General features: G+C 71.6%; 25 protein-coding genes. 10 read left to right on the top strand and 15 right to left on the bottom strand.

Annotated features, from left to right (window positions below):
* Nucleotides 1-26 precede the first annotated feature (26 nt).
* From DEJ35_RS01950 to DEJ35_RS01965, 4 genes are all read right to left on the bottom strand, one after another.
* Nucleotides 27-1,703, bottom strand: a complete 1,677-nt coding sequence (locus DEJ35_RS01950) for a ribonuclease J (RefSeq protein WP_110859274.1) — start codon at nucleotides 1,701-1,703, stop codon at nucleotides 27-29.
* 49 nt (nucleotides 1,704-1,752) lie between these two features.
* Nucleotides 1,753-2,730, bottom strand: a complete 978-nt coding sequence (dapA, locus tag DEJ35_RS01955; RefSeq protein ID WP_017885921.1) for a 4-hydroxy-tetrahydrodipicolinate synthase — start codon at nucleotides 2,728-2,730, stop codon at nucleotides 1,753-1,755.
* A 182-nt stretch (nucleotides 2,731-2,912) separates the two neighbouring features.
* Entirely contained in the window at nucleotides 2,913-3,401 is a 489-nt protein-coding gene (locus DEJ35_RS01960) for a dihydrofolate reductase (protein WP_111123119.1), read from the bottom strand.
* Entirely contained in the window at nucleotides 3,401-4,231 is an 831-nt protein-coding gene (locus DEJ35_RS01965) for a thymidylate synthase (protein WP_111191945.1), read from the bottom strand. Before DEJ35_RS01965 ends, DEJ35_RS01960 begins: the two co-directional genes overlap by 1 nt.
* Nucleotides 4,232-4,269: 38 nt before the next feature.
* Here DEJ35_RS01965 and DEJ35_RS01970 point away from each other — a divergent pair, with 38 nt between their 5' ends.
* On the top strand, nucleotides 4,270-5,184 hold the full coding sequence (locus DEJ35_RS01970; RefSeq protein ID WP_111191946.1) for a TIGR01777 family oxidoreductase: 915 nt from the start codon (nucleotides 4,270-4,272) through the stop codon (nucleotides 5,182-5,184).
* Nucleotides 5,185-5,203: 19 nt separating this feature from the next.
* On the opposite strand, the gene DEJ35_RS01975 is transcribed toward DEJ35_RS01970, so the two are convergent.
* Entirely contained in the window at nucleotides 5,204-5,668 is a 465-nt protein-coding gene (locus DEJ35_RS01975) for a tetratricopeptide repeat protein (protein WP_110859270.1), read from the bottom strand.
* A gap of 15 nt (nucleotides 5,669-5,683) precedes the next feature.
* Nucleotides 5,684-6,430 (bottom strand): 4-hydroxy-tetrahydrodipicolinate reductase, encoded by a 747-nt coding sequence (locus DEJ35_RS01980; protein ID WP_258369817.1) that lies wholly within the window; start codon nucleotides 6,428-6,430, stop codon nucleotides 5,684-5,686.
* 23 nt (nucleotides 6,431-6,453) lie between these two features.
* On the opposite strand from DEJ35_RS01980, the gene DEJ35_RS01985 reads away from it, so the two are divergent.
* Nucleotides 6,454-6,975 carry a GNAT family N-acetyltransferase gene (locus DEJ35_RS01985; RefSeq protein WP_110859268.1) on the top strand — a complete coding sequence of 174 codons (522 nt, stop codon included), beginning with the start codon at nucleotides 6,454-6,456 and terminating at the stop codon, nucleotides 6,973-6,975.
* 49 nt (nucleotides 6,976-7,024) lie between these two features.
* Here DEJ35_RS01985 and DEJ35_RS01990 read toward each other — a convergent pair whose 3' ends face one another.
* Nucleotides 7,025-7,627: a histidine phosphatase family protein gene (locus DEJ35_RS01990; RefSeq protein WP_027464756.1), complete on the bottom strand. Its 603-nt coding sequence runs from the start codon at nucleotides 7,625-7,627 to the stop codon at nucleotides 7,025-7,027.
* 8 nt (nucleotides 7,628-7,635) lie between these two features.
* The gene (locus DEJ35_RS01995; RefSeq protein ID WP_110859267.1) at nucleotides 7,636-8,970 is read right to left on the bottom strand and encodes a pitrilysin family protein; all 1,335 of its coding nucleotides are present in this window, start codon (nucleotides 8,968-8,970) and stop codon (nucleotides 7,636-7,638) included.
* A gap of 251 nt (nucleotides 8,971-9,221) precedes the next feature.
* On the opposite strand from DEJ35_RS01995, the gene DEJ35_RS02000 reads away from it, so the two are divergent.
* Entirely contained in the window at nucleotides 9,222-9,869 is a 648-nt protein-coding gene (locus tag DEJ35_RS02000) for a TetR/AcrR family transcriptional regulator (protein ID WP_110859266.1), read from the top strand.
* A 170-nt stretch (nucleotides 9,870-10,039) separates the two neighbouring features.
* Entirely contained in the window at nucleotides 10,040-10,567 is a 528-nt protein-coding gene (locus DEJ35_RS02005) for a YbhB/YbcL family Raf kinase inhibitor-like protein (protein WP_110859265.1), read from the top strand.
* A gap of 199 nt (nucleotides 10,568-10,766) precedes the next feature.
* Here the strand turns inward: DEJ35_RS02005 and DEJ35_RS02010 are convergent, their stop codons facing one another.
* Nucleotides 10,767-13,046: a polyribonucleotide nucleotidyltransferase gene (locus DEJ35_RS02010; protein WP_110859264.1), complete on the bottom strand. Its 2,280-nt coding sequence runs from the start codon at nucleotides 13,044-13,046 to the stop codon at nucleotides 10,767-10,769.
* 281 nt (nucleotides 13,047-13,327) lie between these two features.
* Here DEJ35_RS02010 and DEJ35_RS02015 point away from each other — a divergent pair, with 281 nt between their 5' ends.
* Nucleotides 13,328-14,533, top strand: a complete 1,206-nt coding sequence (locus DEJ35_RS02015; RefSeq protein WP_111191947.1) for a hypothetical protein — start codon at nucleotides 13,328-13,330, stop codon at nucleotides 14,531-14,533.
* Nucleotides 14,534-14,553: 20 nt separating this feature from the next.
* Here the strand turns inward: DEJ35_RS02015 and DEJ35_RS02020 are convergent, their stop codons facing one another.
* The 3 genes from DEJ35_RS02020 to DEJ35_RS02030 all read right to left on the bottom strand — a co-directional run bounded on the left by DEJ35_RS02020 (nucleotide 14,554) and on the right by DEJ35_RS02030 (nucleotide 16,302).
* Nucleotides 14,554-15,171, bottom strand: coding sequence for a CE1759 family FMN reductase (locus DEJ35_RS02020; protein ID WP_111191948.1), 618 nt, complete (start codon nucleotides 15,169-15,171; stop codon nucleotides 14,554-14,556).
* Nucleotides 15,172-15,482: 311 nt separating this feature from the next.
* Complete coding sequence (gene rpsO, locus DEJ35_RS02025; RefSeq protein WP_017885935.1) at nucleotides 15,483-15,752, bottom strand: 30S ribosomal protein S15; 270 nt, start codon at nucleotides 15,750-15,752, stop codon at nucleotides 15,483-15,485.
* Nucleotides 15,753-15,852: 100 nt separating this feature from the next.
* On the bottom strand, nucleotides 15,853-16,302 hold the full coding sequence (locus tag DEJ35_RS02030) for a VanZ family protein (protein ID WP_110859261.1): 450 nt from the start codon (nucleotides 16,300-16,302) through the stop codon (nucleotides 15,853-15,855).
* A gap of 182 nt (nucleotides 16,303-16,484) precedes the next feature.
* On the opposite strand from DEJ35_RS02030, the gene DEJ35_RS02035 reads away from it, so the two are divergent.
* Genes DEJ35_RS02035 through DEJ35_RS02045 form a run of 3 tightly spaced genes read left to right on the top strand, consistent with a single transcriptional unit; the run spans nucleotide 16,485 to nucleotide 18,969 of the window.
* Nucleotides 16,485-17,561, top strand: coding sequence for a glycoside hydrolase family 6 protein (locus DEJ35_RS02035; RefSeq protein WP_181435471.1), 1,077 nt, complete (start codon nucleotides 16,485-16,487; stop codon nucleotides 17,559-17,561).
* Nucleotides 17,562-17,620: 59 nt separating this feature from the next.
* The gene (locus DEJ35_RS02040; protein ID WP_111191950.1) at nucleotides 17,621-18,670 is read left to right on the top strand and encodes a M4 family metallopeptidase; all 1,050 of its coding nucleotides are present in this window, start codon (nucleotides 17,621-17,623) and stop codon (nucleotides 18,668-18,670) included.
* Nucleotides 18,671-18,699: 29 nt separating this feature from the next.
* On the top strand, nucleotides 18,700-18,969 hold the full coding sequence (locus DEJ35_RS02045; RefSeq protein ID WP_110859258.1) for a protealysin inhibitor emfourin: 270 nt from the start codon (nucleotides 18,700-18,702) through the stop codon (nucleotides 18,967-18,969).
* 149 nt (nucleotides 18,970-19,118) lie between these two features.
* Here DEJ35_RS02045 and DEJ35_RS02050 read toward each other — a convergent pair whose 3' ends face one another.
* From DEJ35_RS02050 to DEJ35_RS02060, 3 genes are all read right to left on the bottom strand, one after another.
* Nucleotides 19,119-21,362 carry an ATP-binding domain-containing protein gene (locus tag DEJ35_RS02050; RefSeq protein ID WP_258378408.1) on the bottom strand — a complete coding sequence of 748 codons (2,244 nt, stop codon included), beginning with the start codon at nucleotides 21,360-21,362 and terminating at the stop codon, nucleotides 19,119-19,121.
* A gap of 78 nt (nucleotides 21,363-21,440) precedes the next feature.
* Nucleotides 21,441-22,277: an aldo/keto reductase gene (locus DEJ35_RS02055; RefSeq protein WP_110859256.1), complete on the bottom strand. Its 837-nt coding sequence runs from the start codon at nucleotides 22,275-22,277 to the stop codon at nucleotides 21,441-21,443.
* Nucleotides 22,277-22,648 carry an FKBP-type peptidyl-prolyl cis-trans isomerase gene (locus DEJ35_RS02060; protein ID WP_110859255.1) on the bottom strand — a complete coding sequence of 124 codons (372 nt, stop codon included), beginning with the start codon at nucleotides 22,646-22,648 and terminating at the stop codon, nucleotides 22,277-22,279. The genes DEJ35_RS02055 and DEJ35_RS02060 overlap by 1 nt, the downstream gene beginning before the upstream one ends.
* 69 nt (nucleotides 22,649-22,717) lie before the next feature.
* Here DEJ35_RS02060 and DEJ35_RS02065 point away from each other — a divergent pair, with 69 nt between their 5' ends.
* Both DEJ35_RS02065 and DEJ35_RS02070 read left to right on the top strand, forming a co-directional pair.
* Nucleotides 22,718-24,037 (top strand): MFS transporter, encoded by a 1,320-nt coding sequence (locus DEJ35_RS02065; protein WP_111191952.1) that lies wholly within the window; start codon nucleotides 22,718-22,720, stop codon nucleotides 24,035-24,037.
* Nucleotides 24,038-24,269: 232 nt separating this feature from the next.
* Nucleotides 24,270-25,355, top strand: a complete 1,086-nt coding sequence (locus DEJ35_RS02070) for a YihY/virulence factor BrkB family protein (protein ID WP_110859253.1) — start codon at nucleotides 24,270-24,272, stop codon at nucleotides 25,353-25,355.
* Nucleotides 25,356-25,380: the final 25 nt, after the last annotated feature.

Below are 25,380 nucleotides of genomic sequence, written 5' to 3' on the forward strand. Positions count from 1 at the left end.
ACGGGCCTCCAGGGCGGGAACGGACGCTACGCCTCGATGACCACCGGGACGATCATCGGACGACGACGGTGCTTCGTGTTCACCCAGCGACCGACCGTACGACGGACGACCTGCGCGAAGGCGTGCGAATCGCGCGTGCCGTTGGCGGCAGCCTCGGAGATCGCCTTGGCGATCTGCGGGCGGACGTCGTCGAACACGGAGTCGTCCTCGGCGAAGCCACGCGACTGGATCTCCGGGCCGATCACGCACTGCCCGGTGGTGAAGTCCACCGCGGCGAAGATCGAGATGAAACCCTCTTCCGCCAGGACGCGGCGGTCCTTCAGGTCGGCGTCGGTGATCTCGCCGACGGTGGAGCCGTCCACGTAGACGTAGCCGATGTCGAGCTGGCCGGCAACCGTCGCGACGCCGTCCTTCAGGTCGACGACGATGCCGTCCTGCCCGAGGATCACGTTGCGCGGCGGGACACCCGTCTGGATCGCCAGGTCGGCGTTCGCGTACAGGTGGCGGTGCTCGCCGTGGACGGGGAGCACGTTGCGCGGCCGCAGGATGTTGTAGCAGTAGAGCAGTTCGCCGGCGGAGGCGTGTCCGGAGACGTGCACCTTCGCGTTGCCCTTGTGCACGACCTTCGCACCGAGCTTGGTCAGCCCGTCGATGACGCGGTACACGGCGTTCTCGTTGCCCGGGATGAGCGACGACGCGAGGATGACGGTGTCGCCCTCGCCGATCTCGATCTGGTGCTCGAGGTTCGCCATGCGGGCCAGGACGGCCATCGGCTCGCCCTGCGACCCGGTCGACATGTAGACGATCTGGTCGTCCGGGACGTTCTTCGCCTTCTTCGTGTCGATGAGCACGTTCTCCGGCACCCGCAGGTACCCGAGGTCGGCGGCGATCGTCATGTTGCGGATCATCGAGCGCCCCATGAACGCGACCTTGCGGTTCGCGGCTGCGGCGGCGTCGAGGACCTGCTGCACGCGGTGCACGTGCGACGAGAAGCTCGCCACGACGACCTTCTTGCGGGCGCGCATGATGATGTTCTCGAGCACCGGGCCGATGTCGCGCTCCGGAGCGGTGAAGCCCGGCACGTCGGCGTTCGTGGAGTCCGGCAGGAACAGGTCCACGCCGGCCTCGCCCAGACGGGCGAACGCACGGAGGTCGGTGATGCGGTCGTCCAGCGGGAGCTGGTCCATCTTGAAGTCACCCGTGTGCAGCACACGACCGGCGGGGGTCGTGATCGCGACGGCGAGGGCGTCCGGGATGGAGTGGTTCACGGCGACGAACTCGAGGTGGAACGGGCCGATCTGCTCGGTCTGGTCCTCGGCCACGACGAGCGTGTACGGCTTGATCCGGTGTTCCTTGAGCTTCGCCTCGACCAGCGCGAGGGTGAGCGTGGAGCCGATCAGCGGGATGTCGTCGCGGAGCTTGAGCAGGTACGGGACGGCGCCGATGTGGTCTTCGTGGCCGTGCGTGAGCACGACGCCGAGGACGTCGTCGAGGCGGTCACGGATCGGCGAGAAGTCCGGCAGGATCAGGTCGACACCGGGCTGGTGCTCCTCGGGGAACAGCACGCCGGCGTCGACGATGAGCAGCTTGCCCTCGTACTCGTAGACGGTCATGTTGCGACCGATCTCGCCGAGGCCCCCGATGGGGACGACGCGGAGGGTGCCGGCTTCGAGCGGCTGCGGTTCGGAGATCTGTGTGGGCATTCGGTCCTACGGATTCGGGCGACGCGCGTGCTGCGCGCCGCGGTGTTCGCTAGCGGGTGGTGCCTGGCACCTTCGGTAGTGCACCGCCGGCCGCCGCGTTGCGGTCGGGGCGGAAGTTCGAGAAGTCGGCGCCGGGCACGTCGCGCACGGCTTCGAGGGAGGTCTCGATGGCGTACGCCTCGGAGTCCTCGGGGCCGACGAGCGGCAGTCGGACGCGCGGGCTGCCGATGCGGCCGAGCCCGTGCAGGATGTACTTCGCGGCCACGGTACCGGGAACGTGCGTCATCACGGCGCGGACGAGCGGCTCGAGTCGCTTGTGCTCGGCCGTCGCGGTGGCCAGGTCGCCCCGGTTCACGGCGTCGACGATGGTGCGGTACGGCGCCGACGTGATGTTCGCGGTCACGCCGATCAGGCCGGTGGCGCCGATCGACAGGTGCGGGAGCACGTTCGTGTCGTCGCCGGAGAAGTACATGAGGTCGGTGTTGTTCAGCACCCGCGAGACCTCGGCGAAGTCGCCCTTGGCGTCCTTCACGGCGAGGATGTTCGGGTGCTTCGACGCGCGCAGGATCGTGTCGTACGTGATCGGGATGCCGGTGCGGCCCGGGATGTCGTACAGGATCACCGGCAGGTCGGTCGCGTCCGCGATCATCCGGAAGTGGGTGAGGACACCGGACTGCGTCGGCTTGTTGTAGTACGGCGTGACGATCATCACGCCGTCCGCGCCGGCCTTCTCGCTCTGCTTGTACAGGTGGATCGCGTGCGCGGTCTCGTTCGAGCCACCGCCCGTGATGATCTTCGCGCGACCGGCGGCGACGGACTTGCCGACCTCGACCAGACGGAGCTTCTCCGGGTCGGTCAGCGTCGACGTCTCGCCGGTCGTGCCGGTGACGACGATGCCGTCGGCGCCGGCGGTGATGCAGTCGTCGATGTGCTGCTCGACGCCGGGCCAGTCGACCTCGCCGTCGGCCGTGAACGGGGTCACGAGGGCGACGAGGACCTGACCGAAGGGATTCTCACGCGGGGACACGGGCACCAGCGTACCGGGGATGCGCGCGAGGACCGCCGTCCGTGTGGACGGTGGACCGCCTGCGGCGCGACCGGGAGGCCCGGATCACGTCCGTCCCGCCGGTCACGCCCGGTGGGAACCAGGTTCCGGACACCGCACCACGGGACAGCGCGGTGCTGTGTCCGGAACCTGGTTCCGAGTGGTCACGCGCTGCGGTGCCACTCGAGGAACCGGTAGCGGGTGCCGCCGTTCCGGGACTCCTGCCAGGGGCCCTCGTCGGCGAGCGTCCAACCGGTCGCCTCGCCGAGCGTGGGTGCGACGGTGTCGCCGGGGACGTCGACGTCGATCAGGGTCTCGGAGACGTGGTCGGCCGCGTCGAGTGCGGCGTCGTACACCTGGCCGCCGCCGATGACCCAGACGGTCTCGTCGGTGTCGAGCGCGGCCTGCAGGTCGTGCACGACCTCGGCGCCGTCGGCCGTCCACGTCGTGTCACGGGTGAGCACGACGTTGCGACGACCGGGCAGCGGCCGGAAGCGCTCGGGCAGGGACTCCCAGGTGCGTCGGCCCATCAGCACGGTCGCATCGCCGGTGACCTGCTTGAAGTGCGCCAGGTCCTCGGGCACGTGCCAGGGCATGCCGCCGTCGGCACCGATGACACCGGTGGTCGAACGGGCCCAGACCATGCCGATCATCAGACGGCGACCGCTGCCTTGATCGCCGGGTGGTGCTCGTAGCCCACGATGGTGAAGTCCTCGTACTCGTAGTCGTCGATCGAGTCGCGCGGTGCGAGTTCGAGCGTCGGCATCGGGTACGCCGTGCGGGACAGCTGCTCCTCGACCTGTTCGACGTGGTTGTCGTAGATGTGGCAGTCGCCGCCGGTCCAGACGAAGTCGCCGACCTCGAGCCCGGTCTGCGCCGCGATCATGTGGGTCAGCAGCGCGTACGAGGCGATGTTGAACGGGACGCCGAGGAACATGTCGGCGCTCCGCTGGTAGAGCTGGCACGAGAGCTTGCCGTCGTTGACGTAGAACTGGAAGAACGCGTGGCACGGGGCGAGCGCCATGTCCGGCACGTCGGCGACGTTCCACGCCGAGACGATGAGCCGACGGCTGTCCGGGTTGGTCGTGATCTGCTCGACGACCTGGGCGATCTGGTCGACGTGCTCACCCGAGGGGGTGGGCCACGAGCGCCACTGCACGCCGTACACCGGGCCGAGGTCGCCGTCGGCGTCCGCCCACTCGTTCCAGATCCGGACACCGTGCTCCTGCAGCCAGGTCGCGTTGCCCTCGCCGCGCAGGAACCAAAGGAGCTCGTACGCGACCGACTTGAAGTGCACGCGCTTCGTGCTGACGAGGGGGAACCCCTTCGACAGGTCGTAGCGGAGCTGCGCGCCGAACAGGCTGCGGGTGCCGGTGCCGGTGCGGTCACCCTTCGGCGATCCCTCGGTGAGGACCCGGCGGAGCAGGTCTTCGTAGGGGGTCGGGACGGAGGCGTCGGGCTGTACGGTCTCGCTGTCGGTCACACACAGAAGCCTACGTCGGTGTGAGTAGCGTTGCGGGCATGCCCGACACGACGGAACAACCGCTCTCGATCCTGGTGGCCGGCTCGTCCGGGTTCATCGGAACGCCCCTCGTCCGCGCCCTGCGCGAGGCGGGGCACCACGTCACCACGCTCGTCCGCCGCGAAGCGCGCACCGCCACCGAGTTCCGCTGGGCGCCGGGGCGGCGTCCGCTCGACCCGGCGATCCTCGACGGCGCCGACGTGGTGATCAACCTGGCCGGCGCGAACATCGGCAAGCTGCCGTGGACGGACGCCTACCGCAAGGAGATCCGCAGCTCGCGCATCGACGCCACCGACACCCTGGTCGAGGCGATGCGGCACGCCGCCACTCCCCCGGCGCTGTTCCTGTCGGGCTCGGCCTCGGGCGTGTACGGCGACCGCCCGGCCGACGTGCTGCAGGACGACGCCGCCCCGGGCACGGGCTTCCTCGCCGACGTCTGCACCGCGTGGGAAGCAGCCGCGAACGCCGCTCCCGCCGGGGTCCGCGTCGTCACGCTCCGCACCGGCATCGTCATCGGCAAGGGCGGTGGTGCACTCGCGCCGCTCGTGCCGCTGACCAAGCTCGGCGTCGGCAGCCGGCTGGGCACCGGTGGCCAGCACTGGCCCTGGATCGCGCTCGAGGACGAGGTGGGCGCGATCGTGCACCTGGCGACCGCGGCCCCGGACGTCTCCGGCCCGGTGAACCTGGCGGGTCCTGAGCCCGTCGTCGCCGACCGCATCACGAAGCACGTCGCCGAGGTCCTGCACCGCCCGTACCTCTTCCGGATCCCCGAGTTCGCCCTGCGCCTGGCACTGCGGGACGCCGCCGACGACATGCTCCTGTCGAGCCAGCGGATGGTCCCCAGGAAGCTGCTCGAGTCCGGCTACACGTTCCGGCACACGCAGGCTGCGGACGCGATCGACGCCGTCTTCTGATCCGACGCCGGGCGGTCGGTCAGCGGTCGGCGGCGCGCGCCAGGGCGGTGCGCATCGCCGATCGCGCACGCTTGCGGTCACCGGCGGCGTCGTAGACCACACCGAGCCGGTACCAGGCACGCCAGTCCGCCGGGTCCTGCTCGACCGCGTCGCGGTACCGCGGGAACAGCTCGTCGGCGGCGTCGCGGATCGGTCGGCCCGACGGCCGCACCGGGACGACGTCGTCCGGGGTGCCGCCCTCGGCCTCGAGCCGTCCGCCGAGCCGGGTGATGCGGATGCCGAAGCGGAACTCGAGCACGAGCAGGAGCGCCCCGATCGCGGCCACGACGAACAGCGCGACGCCGATGCCGATGCCGATCGGGATCCCGGTCGCGATGAAGGCGACGGCGCGCTGCCCGACCAGCACGATGTACAGGGCGAGCAGCACCGCCATCAGCGCCGCACCCCAGAACGGCGAGCGGATCGTGCGTCCGGCCCGCTCCATCCGACCCATGACGCCTCAGCCGATGCCGAGGACGCTGCCGAGGCCCACGGTGAGGCCCCGCGCCGCGACGACGTTCGCCAGCGCCGCACGGATGCCCGCGACGTAGGCGACGTCGTCGTTGGTGTCGTGCCGGATCGTCAGCGTCTCGCCGGGGCCGCTCAGCACGACGTCCTGCACGGCCTTCACCCCGGGGAGCCGGAGCGAGTGGACGGGCACGCTGGCGACCTGCTGGCCGCGGGCGCGCTGGTCGACGTGCGGGGCGTCCACGGGACCGACCTCGCGCCGGGCGTCGGCCATCAGCTCGGCGGTGCGCACCGCGGTGCCCGAGGGCGAGTCGATCTTGCCGGCGTGGTGGGTCTCGACGATCTCGGCGGCGGGGAACCACGGGGCCGCGATCGTCGCCAGGTGCGTGCCGAGCACGGAACCGATCGAGAAGTTCGGGACCACGAGCACCCCCTGGTCCGGGCGTTCCTGCAGCCCGGTGCGGAGCTTCGCGAGCCGGTCGAGCGACCAGCCGGAGGTGCCGACGAGCACGTTCGCGCCGCTCGAGAGCGCGTTCTCCACGATCGCCGGGCTGAGCGACGGCACCGTCACGTCGACCACGAGGGCCGCGCCGCCGAAGACCGACGGCGGCGCCTCGTGCGCGCCGTCCTTCGACGACAGGCGGGCGACGAGCTCGAACTCCGGGAGTTCCTCGACGACGGACGCCACGAGGCCCCCGAGACGACCGGTGGCGCCGACGACGGCGACGGGAGTGACCATGCGGTCCATCCTAGGATCGACGCATGTCAGTCGAGGTCAGGACCGTGCCGGCCGATCTGCCCGAGGTCGACGCGCTGCTCGATGCGTACCTGGACGAACGGGAGGCGACGTTCCCGAGCGCGCAGGGCACGTACTCGCGGAAGCGCACCCCCGCGGCCGAGTTCACGCCGCCGAACGGGGTGTTCGCGGTGGCGTACGACGACGGCGTCGCGGTCGGATGCGGCGGCCTCCGTCGGATCGCGGACGGGGTCGACGCGACCGGTGCCGTCGACGTCCGGTTCGAGGTCAAGCACGTCTTCGTGGTGCCGGCCGGGCGCGGCACGGGCGTGGCGACGGCCGTGATGGACCTGCTCGAGCGGGCCGGGGCCGACCTCGGTGCGACGAGCATCGTCCTCGACACGAACGACTCGCTCGTGGCGGCCGGCGCGATGTACCGCGGTCGCGGGTACCAGCGGGTCGAGCCGTTCAACGACAACCCGAACGCCACCGCTTGGTACCGCAGGGCGGTGGACCGCACGGAGACGGGCCGCGAGCCGATCGCCTGAGCCGCCACGGGCCTCCCGGCCGCGTCGCCGCGTACCGGACGGGCAGCCGCTAGACGGGCTGGTCGACCGGCAGACCGGTGCGCAGCTCCACGGGCAGGTGGGCCAGGTCGTTCAGCGTGACGACCTCGGCGGGCTTCGCCGACCGGATCCGGATGATCGTGAGCGCGGTGTGGGCGACGTTCGTGCCCATCCAGCGCCACTCGGGGGCCTGGAACGCCTCGCGCACGAACCAGCCGATCACGGCGTTGTGGGTGATCAGCAGGTCGTGCCGGTCCTCGCGCGCCGGGGTGAACCACTCCGACACGGCGTCGCCCATCTGGGCCTGCCCGGCGACGATCTCCTCTTCGGTGATGCCGCCGTACCAGCCCTGGTAGGCGTGCGGCATGTCCGGGGTCGGGCCGGAGGGGATGCAGTCGAACAGCAGCGTCGAGGGCTCGGGCTGGATCGACGGCAGGCGCTGCGACAGGAACGCGGCGGTCTCGCTCGGGGCCTCGAGCGGCGAGTGGTACACGCCGTCGAAGGGCACACCGCCGAGACGGTCAGCGATCAGGGTCGCCTGACGCTTGCCGCGTTCGGAGAGCTTGCCGTCCCGCAGGCCGTGTTCGGCGTCCTGGTGTTCGCCGTGTCGGACGAGGTACAGGTAGTGCGACATGTCCGTGCTCAGCTGCCGATCCCGATGGCCGCGGCGAGTTCGTCCTGCTGCACGGCACCGACGACCGACGTGATCGTCGGCCGGGTGAGCAGGTCCCGCGCGAGTTCGAGCACGCCGTCGGTCGTGACGCGGTCGACACGCTCGAGCGCCGTCGACAGGTCGGTGTACTCGCCGGTGCCGAGCTCGGAGCGGCCGAGGCGGGTCATGCGGGCGTCGGAGTCCTCGAGCGAGAGCGTCAGCGCGCCCTCGATCTGGCCCTTGGCACGTCGGAGCTCGTCGTCGGTGATGCCGTGGTCGACCATCCGGCGGAACTCGGCGTCGACGATGTCGATGACACCGGCCACGTTGTCCGGCGCGCAGCCCGCGTAGACACCGAAGGCGCCGTTGTCCAGGTAGGCCGGGGCGAACGACGACACCGCGTAGGCCAGACCGCGGCGCTCGCGCACTTCCTGGAACAGGCGCGAGCTCATGCCCCCACCGAGCACGGCGTTCAGGACGCTGAGGGAGGGACGGCGGTCGTCGCGCAGGTCGAGGCCCTGCGAGCCGCGGAGCATGCTCACCTGTTCGGTGGGGCGGTGCACCACGGACAGCTTCGCCTCGACCGGGTCGGCCACGGTCTCGGGCGTCCGGCGCGGCAGCGGCTCGGCGTCGGGGGCGTCGTGGAAGACGCCGGCGACGAGTTCGCAGAACCGGTCGTGGTCGACGGCACCGGCGGCGGTCACGACGATGCCGTTCGGTGCGTAGTGCTCGCGGTAGTGGGCCAGCACGTCGTCGCGCTGGACCGCCCGGATGCTGTCCGGGGTCCCCCCGATCGGACGGCCGAGGGGGTGTCCGCCGAAGGCCGCGGCGAAGAAGGCCTCGCCCGCGACGTCGGCCGGGTCGTCGGCGGCCATCGCGAGTTCCTCGAGGATGACCCCACGCTCGACGGCGAAGGCGTCCGGTTCGAGCACCGAACCGGTGACCATGTCACCGATGACGTTCACGGCCATCGGGACGTCGGTGTCCCGGACCCGTGCGTAGTAGCAGGTGTACTCCTTGGCGGTCGCGGCGTTGTGCTCACCGCCGACCGAGTCGAACGCGATGGCGATGTCGAGCGCCGATCGGGTCTCGGTGCCCTTGAAGAGCAGGTGTTCGAGGAAGTGGGTCGACCCGAACTGCCCGTCGCGCTCGTCACGCGAACCGACGCCGACCCAGAACCCGATGCTCGTCGACGCGGCACCCGGCACCGCCTCGGTCAGCACACGGACACCCGAGGGCAGCACGGTGCGACGGACGAAGGCCCCGCCGGACGTCAGGAACGACGTGTCCGGGGCCCCGAGCGGCAGTGGCACTGGCTGGTTCATCGCAGACGAGCCTACTGATCCGTCGATGCCTCCCGCCCAGTTTCCCGGTCTCGGTCGCGTGCCACTCGAAGTGGGGTACAGAAAGTGTGGACAGACCGACTCGTCTGTCTGTCCTCCTTGTGCTACTGTTGGCCACGCCGGATCGAAAGCCCCCCTAAGTTCCGATCCGGCGGCTCGGGACATCAGTCCTGCGCGACCACCGAGTCCCCCCACTCCGGTCGCGGAGCCGATGAGTCCGAGGAGTACACGCTGTGACGGTCGATTCCCCCCAACCGGCCGTCCAGCGTCTCCCCGGCCCGAGCACGAACCTCGCGTCGCCGGACGGGTCGAGCGTCCCCCCGACTCCCCGCTCCGGCGGCGCGAAGGTCCGTGTCCTCGAGACCGCCACGCGACTCTTCTACGAAGAGGGCATCCACAGCGTCGGCGTCGACCGCCTCATCTCCGAGGCGAGCGTCACGAAGGCGACGTTCTACAAGCACTACGGGTCGAAGGACAACCTGATCCTCGCTTACATCCGCACCCAGCACGAGCGCGTGCAGGAGCGGATGGAGCAGCTGATCGCGGACGCCGGCTCCCCCGACCGGGCCGTCCGTGCGTGGGTCGCCGCACTGGCCGACGACGTCAACGACCCGGCGTTCCGCGGCTGTGCGTTCCTGCACGCCGCCGCCGAGTACCACGACCCGCGCGACCCGGTCCGCCAGGTCGTCGCCGTGCACCGCGACTGGTACACCGAGCGACTCGCGACCCTGCTGCAGGAGGCCGGACACCCCCTGCCCGGCGACGGTGCCGACGAGCTCATGCTCGCGCGTGACGGTGCGATGGCCGGGGCGTACGCCGGTGACGCGATCGCCGCCACCGCTGCGCTCAACCGAGTGGTCGACCGGGTGCTCGCGGGCTGACGCCCGGCTGCCGCCAGATCTGTCGCTCTGGCGGGGCGGTCGAGGCGACCGCGGGCGGACGGGAGGCCCGTGGCGGGCCCGCACCGCGCCTCCAGGCCGGCGCGTGCGAACTCCCACAGCCCAGCGCGCGCACCGAGCGCAGCCCGAGCCGGCGGGTGTTGGCTTGGGTCATGGCCAACGACCCCAACTGGAACCTGCCCGACGTCCCGTCCTTCACCCTGACGAGCCCCGACTTCACCGACGGCGGCGAGCTCCCCACCTCGGCACGCGGCTCCGACGTCGGCGGTGAGGACCGTTCCCCCGCACTCGAGTGGTCGGACGCGCCCGAGGGCACGAAGAGCTTCGTCCTGACCGTCTACGATCCCGATGCCCCGACCGGCTCCGGCTTCTGGCACTGGAGCCTGAGCGACATCCCGGGCTCGGCGACCTCGCTCCCCGCAGGCGCCGGCACCGACGACGCCCTGCTGCCCGCCGAGGCACTTCGCCGCCGCAACGAGTTCGGCACGGACACGTTCCTCGGGGCAGCACCGCCCGCGGGCCACGGTGTGCACCGCTACTTCTTCACGCTGAGCGCCCTCGACGTCCCCGTGCTCGAGGTCCCCGCCGACGCGACCCCCGCGGTCGTGGGCTTCATGCTCCGCGGGCACCTGCTCGGGCGCGCGCAGCTCATGGGCACGCAGGAGACCCCCGCGGCCTGACCGGCACGCGGCACCGCGCCGCGATCCTTCGCGGCCAACGCACGCACGTGGCGCCGTGCCCGTGAGCTGTCGCTGGCCGCGAAAGCACGCACGCGGCCAACGCACGCACGTGGCCAACGCACGCACGCCCCCGCAACGGCGAACGGCCGCCGCCCCGGAAGGGACGGCGGCCGTTCGTGCGACAGGACGCGAGAGCGGATCAGCCCTCGGCCGGGTCCTCGGCGTGGGCGCGGACCGTCTCGGCCGAGGTGGAGTCACCCTCGGTCTCGTCGGCCACGACCGGCGCGAGCGACAGCTTGCCGCGGTCGTCCACCTTGGTGACCTCGACGAGGACCTTCTGGCCGACGCCGAGCACGTCCTCGACGTTCTCCACACGCTTGCCACCGGCGAGCTTGCGCACCTCGGAGACGTGGAGCAGACCGTCACGGCCCGGGAGCAGCGACACGAAGGCGCCGAAGGTGGCGATCTTCACGACGGTGCCGAGGAACTGGTCCCCGATCTCCGGGTTGGTCGGGTTGGCGATCGCGTTGACCTGGGCACGAGCAGCCTCGGCCGACGGACCGTCGACGGCGCCGATGTAGACGGTGCCGTTGTCCTCGATCGAGATGTCGGCACCGGTGGTGTCCTGGATGCCGTTGATCGTCTTGCCCTTCGGGCCGATCAGCTCGCCGATCTTGTCGACGGGGATCTGCACCGAGATGACGCGAGGAGCGGTGTCCGCCATCTCGTCGGGGGCGTCGATGGCCTCGTTCAGCACACCGAGGATGGCCGAGCGGGCCTCCTTGGCCTGCTTGAGCGCCGCGTCGAGCACCGTCGACGGGATGCCGTCGAGCTTGGTGTCGAGCTGGATCGCGGTCACGAACTCCGACGTACCGGCGACCTTGAAGTCCATGTCGCCGAGGGCGTCTTCCGCGCCGAGGATGTCGGTCAGGGCCGCGTAGCGGGTCTGGCCGTCGACGGTGTCGGAGACCAGGCCCATCGCGATGCCGGCGACCGGGGCCTTGAGGGGCACACCGGCGTTGAGCAGCGACAGGGTCGAGGCGCAGACGGAACCCATCGAGGTCGAGCCGTTGGAGCTGAGCGCCTCGGAGACCTGACGGATGGCGTAGGGGAACTCGTCGCGCGACGGCAGCACCGGCACGAGGGCGCGCTCGGCGAGGAAGCCGTGCCCGATCTCGCGACGCTTCGGCGAACCGACACGGCCGGTCTCACCGGTCGAGTAGGGCGGGAAGTTGTAGTGGTGCAGGTAGCGCTTCTTCGTGACGGGCGACAGCGAGTCGATCTGCTGCTCCATCTTGAGCATGTTCAGCGTGGTGACGCCGAGGATCTGCGTCTCGCCGCGCTGGAAGATCGCCGAACCGTGGACGCGCGGGATCACGGCGACCTCGGCGTCGAGCGGACGGATGTCGGCGAGGCCGCGACCGTCCATGCGGACCTGCTCGGTCAGGATGCGGCCGCGGACGACCTTCTTCGTGACCGACTTGTACGCGGCGCTGACCTGGCCGTTGGCCTCGGTCGGCAGCTCACCGGCCTCGACCTTGGCGGCGATGGCCTCCTTGACGCGCGACTTGAGCGCGTCGTCGGCGTCCTGACGCTCGGTCTTGGCGGCGATCTTGTAGACGTCACCGAGCTCGGAGAGCGCGAGGGCCTCGACGGCCGAGTAGACCTCGGGCGCGTAGGGCGGGAAGACCGGGTAGTCCTGGATCTCCTTGGCCGACTGCGCGGCGAGCTTGGCCTGGGCGTCGACGAGGGACTTGAGGAACGGCTTCGCCGCCTCGAGGCCCTGGGCGACGATGGCCTCGTCGGGCTTGGTGGCGCCGCCCTGGATGAGGTCCCAGGCGTGCTCGGTGGCTTCGGCCTCGACCATCATGATCGCGACGTCCTCGTTGCCGGCCTCGTCCGTGACGACACGACCGGCGACGGTCAGGTCGAACACGGCGTCGGCGAGCTGCGAGGCCTTCGGGAACGCGACCCACTGGTCACCGATGAGCGCGAGGCGCACACCGGCGATCGGGCCGGAGAACGGCAGACCGGAGATCTGCGTCGACGCGGACGCGGCGTTGATCGCCAGCGCGTCGTAGAACTCGTCCGGAGCGATGCTCAGGACGGTGATGACGATCTGCACCTCGTTGCGCAGGCCGTCGACGAACGACGGACGCAGCGGCCGGTCGATGAGACGGCACACGAGGATGGCCTCGGTCGACGGACGGCCTTCGCGGCGGAAGAACGAACCGGGGATCTTGCCGGCGGCGTAGGAGCGCTCCTCGACGTCGACGGTCAGCGGGAAGAAGTCGAAGCCCTCACGCGGGTGCTTGCCGGCGCTGGTGGCCGAGAGGAGCATCGTTTCCTCGTCCAGGTACGCGGCGACCGCGCCCTGGGCCTGCTGTGCGAGCCGACCGGTCTCGAACCGGACGGTGCGCTTGCCGTACTTGCCGTTGTCGATGACGGCTTCGGCGAACTTGATCTCGGGACCCTCCAAAAGGGCGCCTCCTTGATGTGTTTCCGGCAGGCCATGGCGACGGCACTCGATGGTGCGTGCGCGCCGATCGTTCCGGACGCATGTCTGGCCAGCAGTAGAAGCACTCGGGAAACCGTTCCGGCCCGCGAGCCACCACCGATGACCAGCTCCGTGCCCGGCCTGCGCAGTGTTGTGTGTGACGTCCGGGGAATGAGTCCTCGGACACGATGGACTTTACCAGTCCTCAGGCTGTGGGCGGCGCGGCTCGCTGGACTGCTGGTGAACATCGGTAGCCTGCCGACATGCGCCTCACCCCCTCGCGGGGCGTGCTCGTCGCGGCCGCCGTGGTCGTCGGCGCGCTCGTCGCCCCGGCCCTGACCGCTGCCCCCGCGAACGCCACCGAGTACCCCACGTGGCAGGACGTCCAGCGCGCCAAGGGCAACGAGACCGCGAAGCGCGCCGAGGTGCAGAAGGTGCAGGCTGCACTGCAGTCGGCGCAGGACGAAGCAGCCGCGAAGTCGCAGGCCGCCCTGGTGGCCTCGTCGAAGGCGGACGCGGCCGAGGCGGAGTCGGCGGCGGCCGCCCAGGCCGCCACGAGCCTCCAGGCCCAGGCGCAGCACGCGAGCGAGACGGCGGACCGGGCCCAGCAGCGGGCCGGCCAACTGGCCGCGAACCTGTACCGCGACGGCAGCACGAACCAGATGACCACCCGCATCGCTACCGCGGAGAACCCCGACCAGCTGCTCTACCAGCTCGGCGCGCTCGACCAGCTGTCGGAGACCTGGTCCGGCGTCATGGACGAGGCGTCCGTCGCGGCCGGCACGGCGTCGTCGCTGCACGAGCAGGCCGAGCGGGCCGAGACGGAACGCGCGACGCGCGCGCAGGCGGCCGAGGAACGCTCGGCCGCGGCGAAGGCGGCGGAACAGGCGGCGGATGCCGCCGTCGAGTCGACGGAGCAGCACAGCGACGAGCTGTACGCGCAGCTCGCGTCGCTCAAGGACAGCACCGCGAAGCAGGAGGCCGGGTACGAGCTCGGCCAGCGGGTCGCCGCGCAGAAGGCGGAGCAGCAGCGCAAGCGGGCCGCAGCGGCGGCGGCCGAGGCTGCGGCGAACACTGCCGCGGCGAACGCCGGCAGCGGCGGCGCGACGAGCGGCGGCACCGGCTCGTCCCACCCGAGCACCGGGGGCGTCGCCGTGGACCCCGCGGCCGCACAGGCCTACGCACGGAGCGCGCTCGGGTCGTACGGGTGGGGCTCCGACCAGTTCTCGTGCCTGGTGTCGCTCTGGACGCAGGAGTCCGGGTGGCGGGCGAACGCCCTGAACGCCTCGAGCGGCGCCTACGGGATCCCGCAGTCGCTGCCGGCCGAGAAGATGGCGGTCGCCGGAGCCGACTGGCGCACCAACGCGAACACGCAGATCGACTGGGGGCTCGCGTACATCAAGAGCGCCTACGGCTCACCCTGCGGGGCGTGGGGCCACGAGATGAGCGTCGACCCGCACTGGTACTGAGCCAGCGGCGGGACCGACGGTCAGTGGCCGAGACCGCCGAGCAGGCTCGCGAAGTCCGCGGTCGCGGGGAGCGCGTCGGCTTCCTGCGGGGCCCGCCTGGAGGCCCGGATCGCCCAGGCCAGGTCGGCTCCGGCCCGGCGGATGCGACCGTCCAGGGCGGCCGCGTCACCGTCGGTCCCCCAGTCGTCGGTCGCGGCGAAGACCCCGGTGGGGACGATCGCCGCGCGCAGGTACGCGAAGACGGGCCGGAGGGCGTGGTCGATCGCGAGGGAGTGGCGCGAGGTCCCGCCGGTGGCGCCGAGCAGGACGGGCATGTCGGCCATCGAGTCCTTGTCGAGCACGTCCAGGAACGACTTCGCCAGTCCGCTGACGCCCGCGGTGAAGATCGGCGTGACGAACACGACGGCGTCGGCCTCGACCACGGCGGCCATCGCTGCGGAGAGCGCCGGGGCCGCGAAGCCGGTGAGCATCGCGTCGGTGATCTCGTGCGCGAGCGGCCGGAGCTCGACGTGCACGACGTGTGCCGGGGTGCCCTCGGCGACGAGCGACGCGAAGGCGGCCTCCCCGAGACGGTCGGCGAGCAGGCGGGTGGAGCTGGGCTCGGAGAGTCCGGCGGAGACGACGGCGATGGTGGTCATGATGCTTCCCGACTTTCGATGCGTTTGCATGAACATAGCATTCAACCGGGTCGTCGTCGCAACCATTCCCGCGCCGAGCGGCGTGCCGATCGGTCACGACTCCCCGCGTGCTGACTGCGGAGCGGTCGCGAAGTGTCGCGTGAGACCGCGGTAATCGACGAATCGTGACCGCCGTACGAGCACGGGCGACGTGTCGTGACCGACCGAGGACGGAGCGCGGCCCCCGCCGAGCGTCGAACACCCCGGGAACGAAGAACGCCCCGGTCCTCACGAAGAGGTCCGGGGCGTTCGGTCAAGCGTGTGTCGGTCGACTAGCGACGCAGGCCGAGGCGCTCGATGAGCGTGCGGTAGCGGGCGATGTCGACGTCGGAGAGGTAACCGAGGAGACGGCGACGCTGACCGACCATGAGGAGCAGGCCACGACGCGAGTGGTGGTCGTGCTTGTGCTCCTTGAGGTGCTCGTTCAGGTCGTTGATGCGACGCGTCAGAACGGCGACCTGGACCTCGGGGGATCCGGTGTCGCCCGGGTGGGTCGCGTACTCTTCGATGATCTCCTGCTTGACCTGTGCGTCAAGTGCCATGGTGATCCCCTTCCTGTCCGTTGCGCGGTGCCCGTGCCTGATGCACGAGCGCTCTTTGTCCGCGGCCGTTCGACGGCAACCGCACAAGACTACCAGAGTCCTAGGCGGTCCTGGGGCGCAGACGGCGTCGTCGGCGACGCTCCGGCAGCAGACTGCGGACGAGTCCGACCAGCGTCGCGCCGAGCAGTCCGCCGAGGCCGTTCGACAGCACGTCGCGCGGGTCCGCGACGCGGTACGGCAGGTAGGTGGCCTGCGCGAACTCGATGCCCGTGGACAGCGCGACCGCGACGAGCGCGCCGAGGATCCACCAGCGCCGGGGCAGCCACAGCGCCGCGAGCACCCCCACCGGCACGAACATCGCGATGTTGGCGAGGAACTCGGTGCGCTCGTACGTGAACCACGCACCGTGCGGCAGCTGCTGCACCCAGGCGATCGCATGCAGCACGAGCGAGTTCTGGGCCGAGGTGAAGACCTGCGGGGTCAGCGTCATCCGCCAGATCACCCAGGCGTAGCCCGCGGTCAGGGCGAGGAGGAGGAGTCGACGGAACATCCGGACAGTGTGCTGCACGGTCCTGGCCGGTCGCTGGAGCGCTCCTGTCAGCGGGCGGTACGACTCCTGGGGGATCGCGCATCGGCGCTGGTCAGGACTCCCCCGCACCTGTCAGCATGGGTCGGGGCGCGATCGGTGCCCACACCACCGACACCGCACGGGCAGATCAGGAGCACCGCAGCATGCCGGAGCACGAGGCACCCGACACCCCACGCCGCAACCGCACCGGCGGCCTGCGGCAGTGGGGGTGGATCACCGTCGCCGCCGTCGTCGTCGCCGCGGTCGTCACGACGCTCGTGGTCGTCGGCCCGTGGAACGGCGGCCAGCCGGACGGCGACGCCACCCCGAGCGGGCGCACCGTCGCCGAGCGGAAGACCGCGGCCGAGGCGTTCCCGGGCGGGCTCGCGCGCCAGCCGACCGCCGTGAACCAGGCCGGCATCCGCGAGCGACAGGCACGGGCCGAGGGCGACGCCGCGACCGCCGAGCAGATCGCCGTGATCGCCGACCAGCCGATCGCGACCTGGCTGACGAACACCTCGCGGGCCGAGACCCGCTCGACGATCCGGTCGGTGGTCAGCACGGCGGAGGAACGTGGCGGCACCCCCGTGTTCGTCCTCTACAACATCCCGGACCGCGACTGCGGCAGCTACTCCAAGGGCGGCACCGAGGACGACGCCTACCTGCCGTGGGTCCGGTCCGCCGTCCGGGCGATGGCCGGCTCGCACGCCGTCGTGCTCGTCGAACCCGACTCGATCGCCCAGATCCAGAACTGCGAGCGACTGCGCGACGCACGCCTGCCCCTGCTGCGGAAGGCCGTCGACGCGCTGACCGGCCACGGGCTCACCGTGTACCTGGACGGCGGCAACGAGAACCGTGTGCCGACCGCCACCATGGCGGACTGGCTGCGGCAGGCCGGCGTCGACGAGGTGCAGGGCTTCTTCACGAACGTGTCGAACTTCTACCGCGTCGACCAGGAGCGCGCGTACGCGGACGAGCTCGCCGACGCGATCGGTGGCGACCCGCACTTCGTCGTCGACGTCTCCCGCAACGGGCAGGGGTGGCGGGGAACCTGGTGCAACCCCGAGGGCGCCGGCCTCGGCCAGGAGCCGCACGTCACCGGCGGCAGCACCCGGCTCGACGCCCTGCTCTGGGTGAAGACGCCGGGGCTCAGCGACGGCACCTGCAACGGCGGCCCCGCTGCCGGCCAGTGGTGGGAGTCGTACGCGCTGGCCCTGGTCGAGCACCGCAAGCGCGACTGACCACGTCACGGAGACGGCCCGCGCAGGACCGTGTCGGTGCCCGGTGGTTGCATGTGCGCATGACCGCGACCGACCGCATCCGCTCCGTCGTCCCGCCCTACCTGCTCCGCGCCGTCGCCGACGCCCAGGCATTCCCCCGGGCGGCCTCGGCGGCACGCACCGCACTGGCCTCGCTCGACGCCGTGCAGGCGCCGAAGCACGAGCACCTGGTCGCACCGCGCGGCGTCAGCGGTGCCGTCGACCGCTCCCCGCAGCGGACGATCACCGACGCGCACGGCACCACGACGCTGCCCGGCACCGTCGTCCGGCGCGAGGGCGACGCCGACTCCGGTGACGCCGCGGTCGACGAGGCCTACGCGGGCCTGGGCGCCACGCACGCCTTCTGGCTCGAGGTCTTCGAGCGGGTGTCGATCGACGGTGCAGGACTCCCCCTCGACGCGACCGTGCACTACGGCCAGGACTACGACAACGCCTACTGGGACGGCAGCCGGATGGTGTTCGGCGACGGCGACGACGAGGTGTTCCGCCGCTTCACCATCGCGCTCGACGTCATCGGCCACGAGCTCGCGCACGGCGTCACGCAGTACACCGCCGACCTGACCTACCAGGGCCAGTCGGGCGCCCTCAACGAGTCGATCAGCGACGTCTTCGGCTCCCTGGTCGCCCAGTACGCGGCGGGGCAGACGGCGGAGCAGGCGAGCTGGCTCATCGGCGAGGGGCTGTTCACCGACGCCGTGCAGGGCGACGCGCTACGGTCGATGCGCGCCCCCGGTACCGCGTACGACGACCCGGTGCTCGGGAAGGACCCGCAACCGGCGACCATGGACGGGTTCGTCGTCACCACCGACGACGCCGGCGGCGTCCACACGAACTCCGGCATCCCGAACCACGCGTTCTTCCTGGCGGCCACGGCCATCGGCGGCCCCGCCTGGCTCGGCGCCGGTGCCGTCTGGTGGGACGCCCTGACGTCGCCCGAGGTGACCGCCTCGGTCGACTTCGCGGGCTTCGCCACCGTCACCGTCGACGCGGCCGGGCGGCGGTTCGGGGACGGCTCCGCCGAGCAGACCGCGGTGCGTCAGGCCTGGCAGCGGGTGGGCGTGCTCGACTGATCGCGCCACCCGGGCGTAGCGTCGGGGGCATGCGCATCGAGGTCCGCCGCTCCGGTGGCTTCGCCGGCACCACACGGCGTTGGCGGGTCGACACCGACACGAGCGGCGACCCCACGGCGTGGTCCGACGTCGTCGATGCGCTGCAGCGCACCCCGGCGCCGACGGCACCGCCCGTCCCCGACGACTTCAACTGGACGATCACCGTCGAGCGCACCACCGTGACGATCCCGGGTCGCCGCCTCGACGGTCCGTGGGCCGACCTGGTCGCGCGTGTGCGCTCCGAGGGCGACCCGACCTGAGCCGGGAGGCCCGTGGCGGGCCGCACCGGGCCTCCTGTCCGCCCCGCGGTGACGCCACCACCCAGCGATCGTGCGCAGGAACGGTCGCGTGGGACCGGCGGGCCCGACCGTTCCTGCTCACGAAGCGCGCGGGGACGCGCACACGACCGTCAGTCGACGTCGATGACCGTCAGGCGACGGGTCGGACGCGTCATCGCGACGTACACCGCGGCGGCGGCACGGGCGGCATCGGCCCCCACGCCGTCCGGATCGACGAGCAGCACGCCGTCGAACTCCAGGCCCTTGGCGTCCGCACCCGTCAGCACCGTGAGCGAGCCGGCGTTCGGCGAGGCGAGCCCCCGGACGTCCGCCTCGGTGCGGGCGAGCCGCTGCCGGATCGTGTCGACCTGGGACTCGGGGACGATGACGCCGATGGTGCCGGAGCCGATCCGGGCGCGCTCGGCGTCGGCGACCGCCACGACGGTGTCGAGCAGGTCGGCCCGGGCGACGCGGACGCGCTCGACGGGGTCGCCGTCGCGCACGGCCTCGTTGCGGGTGACCGTGAGGCCGGCGCTGTCGGCGAAGGCCCCGGCGGCCTCGACGATGGAGCGCGGGGTGCGGTAGTTGACGGTGAGCTGCTCGATGCGGTGGTCGAGCGGAACCTGCGGCGCACGGCCGCGTCGGCGACGCGCGAGCGCTCCGATGACGTCGTCCCAGGTGCGTGCGGCACCCGGCGAGGAACCCTGCGCCATGTCGCCGACGATCGTGAACGACCGCAGCGGGTTGCGGCGGGCGAGCACGCGCCACTGCATCGGCGAGAGCTCCTGCGCCTCGTCGACGACGATGTGCCCGTAGGTCCACTCGCGGTCGTCGGCGGCGCGCTCGGCCGTGGAGCGGGGGTCGCCGCCCTCGGCGAACGAGCCGGCGACCTGCTCGGCGCTGACGATGCCCTCGACACCCATGTTCTCGATGGCCTGGCGGGCGTTCTCGATGTCGCGGTTCCGGCTGGCCTTCGCCGCGCGCTTGGCGGCGCCGCCGGTCGGGTCGAACGGGCCGAGCAGTTCGGCGGCCTCGTCGAGCAGGGGGACGTCCTCGACGGTCCAGGCCGTGCCGCGGGCGCGCTGCAGCAGGGCACGGCGTTCCGGGGTCCAGTCGGGGGTGAGCGAGGCGAGCCAGTTCGGCCGGGCGTAGAGGTCCTCGAGGAACTTCTCCGGCGGCAACGGCAACCACGCGGTGTTGAGCAGCACCCGGGCGTCGTACGAACTCCGGATGTCCTCGCGCAGGACCTTCGCGTCGGCCTCGTCCACCGTGGTACCGCGCTCCCGCAGCTGCTCGGCGAGCAGGCGGGTCATCGCGTCGAGGGCGATCTTGTTGAACGTGACGCGGGCGGCGTTGTGCGGCTTGCCGCGGTCCTGCGCACGCTTCATCGCGTCGGCGACGAGCTGCGGCGGGACGACGAGCCGCTCGCCCTCGATGTCGAGCGTGACCGACTCGGTCGGCACGACCTGGCGCGAGCGCACCGCGCGGCGCAGGAGCGACGCCGTCTGCGCGGCGCCCTTCACGGCGGCGACGTCGCGGGTGTCGTGCGTCGTCGCGTGCACGCCCGGGTAGAGCGAGCCGAGCGACGCCATCACGACACCGGTCTCGCCGAGCGACGGGAGCACCTGCTCGATGTACGTCAGGAACGCCGGAGACGGACCGACCATGAGCACGCCGGATCCCCGCAGCCGCTCGCGGTACGAGTAGAGCAGGTAGGCGGCCCGGTGCAGCGCCACGGCGGTCTTGCCGGTGCCGGGGCCACCCTGCACGATGAGCACGCCCTCGAGCGGGGAGCGGATGATGCGGTCCTGCTCGCCCTGGATCGTCGCGACGATGTCGGTCATCCGGCCGGTGCGCTCGGCGGTGACCGCGGCGAGCAGCGCTCCCTCGCCCTGCAGGTGGGTGCGCTCGTCGTCGTAGAGCGAGGCGTCGAACACCTCGTCCTCGACGCCGACCACCCGTCGACCCTGCAGGGACAGGTGCCGGCGGGACCGCATGCCCATCGGGTGCGCGGCGGTGGCCTGGTAGAAGGCACTGGCGCCGGGGACGCGCCAGTCGAGCAGCAGCGGCCGGTGCTCGGCGTCGCGCAGTCCCACGCGGCCGATGTACCGGAAGGTGTCGTCGGAGTTGTCGGGCTCGGCGACCTCGAGCCGGCCGAAGACCAGGCGGTCGCCCACCCGCTCGAGCGTCGCGACGGTGTCCTCGTAGAGCCGCGCGTACGCGTCGCGTTCGCTGCGGCTCTGGTGGTTCCCGCCGACCGCCTGTCGGCGGGTCTCGGCGAGGCGCTGCTCGGCCTCGGCGGTCAGCTCGTCGAGACGACGGAAGAGGCCGTCGACGTAGCCGCGTTCACGGTCGATCTCGGTCGGTTCGGACACACGCAACCCTTCGGGAAGAGGGGGAACCAGTGTACTGCCCACCGGGAGCCCCGCTGTCCCCGAAGGGTCGCGTCGGAGTCACATCTCTTCGTGTGTGTCCGGGTCGCCGTCCCACAGGCGACCGCGCTCGAGCGCGGAGATCGCCTGCACCTCGTCGTCGGTCAGCTCGAAGCCGAAGACGTCGAGGTTCTCCTTCTGGCGGGCGGCGTCGCCCGACTTCGGCACCGGCACGGCACCGAGCTGGACGTGCCAGCGCAGCACGACCTGGCCGGGGGCCACACCGTGCGCGGCGGCGGCGTCGACGATCGGCTGCTCGGTGAGCAGTTCCGACCGCTTCGCGAGCGGGCTCCAGCTCTCGGTCACGATGCCGAGCTCCTGGTGCACCTTCCGCAGTTCCGCCTGGGGGAAGTACGGGTGCAGCTCCACCTGGTTGACGGCCGGGGCGACCCCGGTGGCGTCGACGATCCGGCGGAGGTGCTCCGGCGTGAAGTTCGAGACGCCGATCGAGCGGACCTTGCCGCTGTCACGGAGGTCGACGAACGCCTTCCAGGTGTCGACGAACTTGTCCACCGACGGGTTCGGCCAGTGGATCAGGTACAGGTCGACGTGGTCGAGCCCCAGGTTGCCGAGGGTCTCGTCGATCGAGCGGTGTGCCTCGTCGTAGCCGTGGTGCCGGCCGGGCAGCTTCGACGTGACGACGAGGTCCTCGCGTGCCACCTCGGACTCGCGGACGGCGCGGCCGACGGCGTCCTCGTTGCCGTAGTTCAGCGCCGTGTCGAGCAGCCGGTAGCCGCTCGTGATCGCGGTGCCGACGGCCGCCGCGCCCTCGTCGCCGTTCAGGCCGTAGGTGCCGAGGCCGAGCTCCGGGAACCGGTGGCCGTCGTTCAGCTCGATCGTCGGGGCGCCGACCTGCATCAGCGGACCCCGAGCAGGTCGATCACGAAGATGAGGGTCTTGCCGGACAGGAAGTGGCCACCGCCGGCGGGTCCGTAGGCGAGCTCCGGCGGGACGACGAGCTTGCGTCGGCCGCCGACCTTCATGCCGGGGATGCCCTCCTGCCAGCCGCGCACCAGGGCCGCGAGCGGGAAGTCGATGGGCTCGCCGCGGTTCCAGGAGCTGTCGAACTCCTCGCCGGTCTCGTACTCGACGCCGGCGTAGTGGACCTTGACGGTCGAGCCGGACGACGCTTCCTCGCCGGAGCCCTCGACGATGTCGGTGATGACGAGCTCGGTGGGGGCGGGGCCCTCGGGGGCGTCGAACTCGGGCTTGCTGTTCAGGTCAGTCATGCCGATCAGTCAACCAGAGCGCGCACCGGGCACGCGCAACGAGCGTCCAGCCCGCAGAATGGTTCCACCGTGACACCATCGACTCCCGCACCGCCGCGCCGCCGCCTGCTCGCCGACCTCACCCCGCTCCGCCGCTCCCCCGCCTTCGCCCGGCTCTGGGCCGGCACCGCGATCGCCGGCATCGGTACCCAGATGACCACCGTCGCCGTCGGGCTCGAGGTCTACGAGATCACCCGCTCGACCTTCGCCGTGGCCCTGGTGGGTGTCATCGCGCTCGTGCCGATGATCGTCGCCGGCCTGTACGGCGGCATGCTCGCGGACGCCTTCGACCGACGCCTCGTCGCGCTCGTGTCGTCGATGATCGCGTGGGTCGCCGTCGCCCTGATCGCCACGCACGCCTGGCTCGACCTGCACAGCGTCGCACTGCTCTACGTGCTCGCGACGCTCAACGCCGTGGCCGCCACCGTCAGCAACGCCTCCCGCTCCGCCATCGTCCCGCGGCTCGTCGGCACCGACCTGCTGCCCGCGGCGAGCGCCCTGGGCGGGATCGCGTCGGGGTTCCAGGTCACCGTCGGTCCGGCGATCGCGGGCGTGCTCATCGCGAGCGTCGGGTTCGCGCCGACCTACACGATCGACGTCGTGCTCTTCACGTTCGCGTTCCTCGGGGTGTTCACGCTGCCCCGGATGGCCGCCGACCACGACGCACTGCGGCCCGGGCTCGGCTCGCTCATCGAGGGCGCGAAGTTCCTGCGGCGGTCACGCAACATCACGATGACGTTCGTGCTCGACATCGTCGCGATGACCTTCGGGCAGCCGCGTGTGCTGTTCCCCGCGATCGGCGCGCTCGTCATCGGCGGTGGGTCGATCACCGTCGGGACCCTGACCGCCGCGTACGCGATCGGGGCGCTGCTGTCGAGCGTGTTCTCCGGGCCGCTCGGGCACGTCCGACGCCAGGGTGAGGCCGTCGGCTGGGCCATCACCGCGTACGGCGGCGCGATCGCGGCGTTCGGTGTGGTCATCGCGCTGGCGCACGTGCTCGGCGGCCGCTCGGGCGAGGCGTTCGGCGTCGAGATCCTGCCGGCACTCGGGCTCGCGGCGCTGTTCCTGGCGATGGCCGGCGGCGCGGACAACGTCAGCTCGGTGTTCCGGAACACGATCCTGCAGGCGGCGTCGCCGGACGGCATGCGCGGTCGGCTGCAGGGCATCTTCATCGTGGTGGTCACGGGCGGCCCGCGGCTCGGCGACCTGTACGCCGGCCTGGTCGTCGCGGCCGGCATCGCGTACCCGCCGGTCATCGGCGGCGTGCTCATCATCGGCCTCGTCGCGCTGCTCCTCCGGATGGTCCCGTCGTTCCGCCGCTACGACGCGCTGCACCCCCACGCCAACTGACGGGCGGTGCGGTGCGGTGCGGTCGGGTCGCCTCGCCTCGCCTCGCCTCGCCTCGCCTCGCCCAGACTCGGCTGCGCGGACAGTTCCGCGGCCGAACGCGCGGGAGACTGTCCGCCGGGGCGAGACTCGGCTGCGCGGGCTGCGGGTGGGACGCGACCACGTCAGGACCGGAGGCGCGAGGCGGGCCCGCACCGCGCCTCCAGGACCGCACGTGTCGGGTACCGTACGACACATGCCGGACAGCGCATCGCGCGACCTCCAGCGGACCGGAGTCCGTGCCGTCGTCCGGCGCACCTACCACTCGGTCATCCGGCACCGCGTCGTCGACGCGGCCGCGTCGCTGACGTTCTTCGCCCTGCTCACGGTCTTCCCGACCGCGTTGGCGGTCGTGTCGGCGCTGTCGATCGTCGACCGCAAGGGCGACAGCCTGACGGACATCGTCCAGGTCCTCGGGTTCATCGTCCGGCCGGAGACCGCCGAGCACCTCGAGGGGCCGCTCCGCCAGCTGCTGACCCTGGACAACCCGTGGCTCGGGTTCACGATCGGCGTCGTGCTGACGCTCTGGTCACTGTCCGGCTACGCGACGGCGTTCGGACGGGCGATGAACACGGCCTACGAGGTCGAGGAGGGCCGGCGGATCTGGAAGTTCCGCAGCATGATGCTCCTCGTCACGCTGCTCGTCATGGTCGGCGGCGCCGTCGCCATCGTCATCCTGCTCGGCACGCCGACGATCTCCGAGGCCGTCATCCGACAGCTCGGGTGGGCGCCCTGGATCGACGACGTGTGGAACGTGGTGAAGTGGCCGGTGCTCGCGGCCGACCTCGTCGTCATGGTGGCGGTGCTCTACTACGCGACGCCGAACGTGAAGACCCCGCAGCTGCGGTGGGTGTCGGCCGGTGCCGCGTTCGCGATCGTGACCTGGGCCGTCGCCACGGTGGGGTTCGCGCTCTACGTGGAGACCCTCGGTGGCGGGAACCGCGCCTACGGGTGGCTCGGTGGCGCGATCCTGCTGCTCGTGTACCTGTACATCTCGAACTTCGTGCTCGTGGTCGGCGGGGAGCTCGACTCCGAGGTGATCCGGATGCGGCAACTGCTCGCAGGCATCGAGGCGGACGAGTCGATCCGGCTGCCGCTGCGGGACGTCACGCGGAACTTCACGCTCGCGCGCTGGCGGGACCAGGACATCGCGGCCGCGCAGCACGTCCGGGCCGAGGCCGCGCGGGTGGCCGAGGAAGAGGACGCCGAGCCGACCCCGGGCGAGGAGCACCTGCGGGCGCTGGCGCAGCAGGTGCGGGTGGGCGAGCGGCCGCTGCCCTGACGGGTGGGTGCGTGGGCGCGCGGAC

The sequence above is a fragment of the Curtobacterium sp. MCPF17_051 genome, from assembly GCF_003234595.1.
GTDB lineage: Bacteria > Actinomycetota > Actinomycetes > Actinomycetales > Microbacteriaceae > Curtobacterium > Curtobacterium flaccumfaciens.